A 3,729-nucleotide genomic window follows, 5' to 3' on the forward strand; every position below is an offset into this window, starting at 1 on the left:
CAAGGCTTCCGTTATTGGTTTTAACTGTAGAGTATCCCGACGACAACGGCAGTTGAACGTCAGCAATCAGGTTGTCCGTCACTTTATCGAAGTAATCAAAAATCACTGTAGCTCTGTTATTGAATAACCCCAGGTCAACACCTACATCAAATGTCCTGGAGTGCTCCCATTGCACGTCCAGATTCGGAAGTGATCCGGTGATCACAGCCGCAGTACCATTGTATATGCTGCCGACTGAGTAAGTTCCCTGCCAGCCATAATCTGAAAGTTGGTCTATCTTGCCATTTTCGCCATACGTAGCTCTAAGCTTCAGGCTGGACAACTGCTGTGGCAGTGCACTCCAAAACTTCTCTTTATGAATATTCCAGCCCAAACCTACGCCGGGAAAAAATGCATAACGACTATCTGCACCTAAATTGGATGCCCCGTCATAGCGCGCCGTTAGCGAAACCATATATTTTTGGTCGTAATCATAATTCAACCTGCCAAAGAGGCCTTCAGTAACCAAAACGTTTTCTCCACCCGAAGGATTTCCAGCCATACCGGAATTGTTTACCGTATACACATAATCGGTAGCCGCGTTGGTACCCTGAGCAAAAATATTCCACAAGTTTCTGTTGAAGTAGGTATAACCTCCTTTCGCTTCAAAATTGTGTTTGTCAAGCGACTTCGTGTACGTAAGTACGGCATCCGCCTGAAGGTTAGTTGTATTGTCCTGATATTGATATGTAGGCCGTGCCGTACTCAAACTAGTTATGCCAGATAAAAATGCGGGTTGAAATGAGCGGCCGAATTGTTCGTCCTTGTAATAGGAAAGGAGGGGGTCAAACGACAGCCCTGGTAAAATATCCCATTTTCCGGCCACCGATACTGAAAGTTTCTCCCCGGTATTTTTTCTTTTTGGAGCGAACGGTCCGGTCTGATAATAATCCGGGTTACCTAAGCTGCTGTTTACACCCGGTGCAATGGTACCGTCTTCAAATCTGTACTTGGTAGTGGCAGGGAGAGATGAACTCCTGTAAAACACATTGGACAGGTTCGCTCCTGTTGATGTCAGTGCCTGATTGGCCTGACTCTCCGGGGTCAGGAGCAGAAAGTCTGTACTGGAGAACAAGACACGTCCATCTATCTTTAATTTATCTGTTATCTGCAATGTTCCGTTTAAGTTTGCACTGAGCCTGTTGTAATCCGAGCTTAATGCAGTTCCTTCAGCCATCATATATCCCACACCCGCATTAAACTTTGCTTTCTCACTTCCGCCAGAAGCGGAGATATAGTGGTTATGCGAAATTGCAGTCTGCATACGTAAAGACTGAAAATCAGTATCATCAAAAATGATCGTTTTGGTTGGGTCAAGAGGATCTTGAATACTTTGCCAACCCTCCTTTAGTTTATACTCATTGGCAGGCGTAAGATACTGGGTAGTGAAAGCTGTGTTCTTGGTCAGGTCATTTCCGGTACCCCAGCCGGCAGGTGTTGCCAGCCTGGTAGCAATGGCTGCCGCACCTACTTTTGGAATGGCCCAAATATTACCCTGTCTGGCATATTTTACATAATCAGCAGCACCGACGTATTCCAAAGCGCGTCCACTTTCGTCTGCCCTGGACAAGTCATAAGAGTACGATATTTTGGTTGTGCCTGCCTTTCCGCTTTTAGTAGTCACGAGTACCACTCCATTTGAAGCACGTGCACCATAAATTGAAGTCGAAGCAGCATCTTTCAAAACCTGCAAAGACTCGATATCTTCCGATGCAATGTCCGCTAAATTTGGCCTGATAACCCCGTCAACGAGATATAACGGAGAATTGGCGTTTATGGATGCACTCTGGTTAATGGAAACACCACCTCTCAATACGACACGCGGAGGTTGTCCCGGCTGTCCGGTCACGCTTTGCACCCTTACTCCTGGTATGCTTCCCTGTAATGCTGAAAGCGCATTGGTATAAGGCACATTCTCAAGTGTCTTGGTGTCCAGTTTAGAAATCGATGTAGTAAGCGTTTCCCTTGACTGAGAACCATAACCCGTGATCACCACTTCATTAAGTTTTGAAACATCTTCAGACATCACCACATTGATGGCAGTACGCCCGCTTATCGCGATTTCCTGCTTCTTAAAACCGGCAGAGGAAAATACCAGGGTAGTGCCTCCGTCCGGGACGGTAATTTTGTAATTACCATTGCCATCCGATGCCGTTCCGACTTTAGTATCTTTAACAAGAATACTTACTCCCGGTAAAGGTTGTCCACTTTCATCTTTCACAGTTCCGCTTATCGTAACCACCTGTTTGATGTTTTTTGGCATTTCTTTCCCATGCATTTTTTTTGGGGAAGAGAATACCGGCGGCGCAGCGAGCAAGATCATTGCCATGCAGGTCACCAGGCCATGTACTGCAAAAGGTTTGGTAAAAATTCGTTTCATAATTGTTGGGTTTAATTAATCAATCTGTAACATTTAATCTTTTGGGAGTTCATAAGGGACAGTATAAATCTACCCTGACCAAACAGTTATTTCCACTACTTTTAGCTACATTTATGATACTATTTTTCCAGCTTTCTGATGGTATGTACCAGAAATAAAGGAAATTAAGAAAACAAGGATAACGGAGTATTACTTTAACCAGCCAAGACGGTCCCATTTGGGCAGGTCCAGAAATTCGAGTTCCGGGTATTCCAAACCCATGGCGGCCGAGCGGATTTCGTCATTCAGATAATGACCATCAGCCGCTTCAAGAGATTTCATTAAGTATTCATGACGGTCAATACCTACCAATACAGAAGTGACTTCCTTAAATGATAAAGCGAACTTTGTCGCAAGCGTGGACAGATCGGGGATATTATCCTTAATAAGCCCATTATATTTTCTTACATGTTCTTCAACATCTTTCAGTGCCGGATGAAGATCTCTGCCTTTACTGCTCAGCAGTCCTTTTAATAACACCGAACGAATCACCAAAGCAACACCTTTTTCTTCTGCAAGTGAAAACAGTTTTTGCTGGCGCTGGTCCATCAGATTAAACGGCAACTGGATCACATCCCAGGCACCGCTTTCAATCGCTGCATGAGTCTCGTCCGTAGCGTAAGTTGATGCGCCTGTTGCCCTGATCGCACCTGATTTTTTTAAATCCAGAAATATACGGCTTACATCTTCATTTTCCAATATCTGAAGATCTGCCTGGTGCAGCATAAAAATGTCTGCATAATCAGTCTGCAGGGTGCTCAGACTTTCTGTCAATGACGATTCGATTATTTTTTTTAAGACAGCATATGGCGGTATATTCCCTTTCTCGTCCCGGAAATGCTTGCACTTGGTAGACAGTACAACCTTATCTCTGCGATCATAGAAAGCTTTCCCCATAATCAATTCACTCTCTCCATATAGCCGGGCTGTATCGAATAAATTTATCCCTCCATCAACTGCGGCATGCAGTAATTTTATTGCATCCCAGTGTGATAGCATATCTGAGTGGTCATTTACACCAATACCATAAGGGATACCAATTTCAACACCACCAAATGCAATTTCAGAAACTGAAATCCCTGTATTGCCCAATGCCCGCTGATTTACGCTCATCATATTAAGATTTAAAACCGGTTATTTATAACTCTCAAGACCCGATTTTTTTTCACCCTCACCGGATTTATTAAAACGAGTGACCAGGGAATGAAAATAGCTAGACAGTCCAACTACATCTGCTCCCACACTTACAAACCTGTACCCCATATCCAGAA

2 protein-coding genes are annotated in these 3,729 nt (G+C 44.1%); both read right to left on the bottom strand.

Going from position 1 to position 3,729, the window contains the following annotated elements; all coding sequences use genetic code 11:
• Positions 1–2,419 (bottom strand): SusC/RagA family TonB-linked outer membrane protein (locus VK541_RS22560; protein ID WP_324372821.1); only part of this gene is annotated, 2,419 nt, incomplete at its 3' end.
• Between the two features lie 189 nt (positions 2,420–2,608).
• Entirely contained in the window at positions 2,609–3,574 is a 966-nt protein-coding gene (locus tag VK541_RS22565; protein ID WP_324372822.1) for an aldo/keto reductase, read from the bottom strand.
• Positions 3,575–3,729: the final 155 nt, after the last annotated feature.

This window comes from Pedobacter sp. (assembly GCF_035317785.1).
Lineage (GTDB): Bacteria > Bacteroidota > Bacteroidia > Sphingobacteriales > Sphingobacteriaceae > Pedobacter.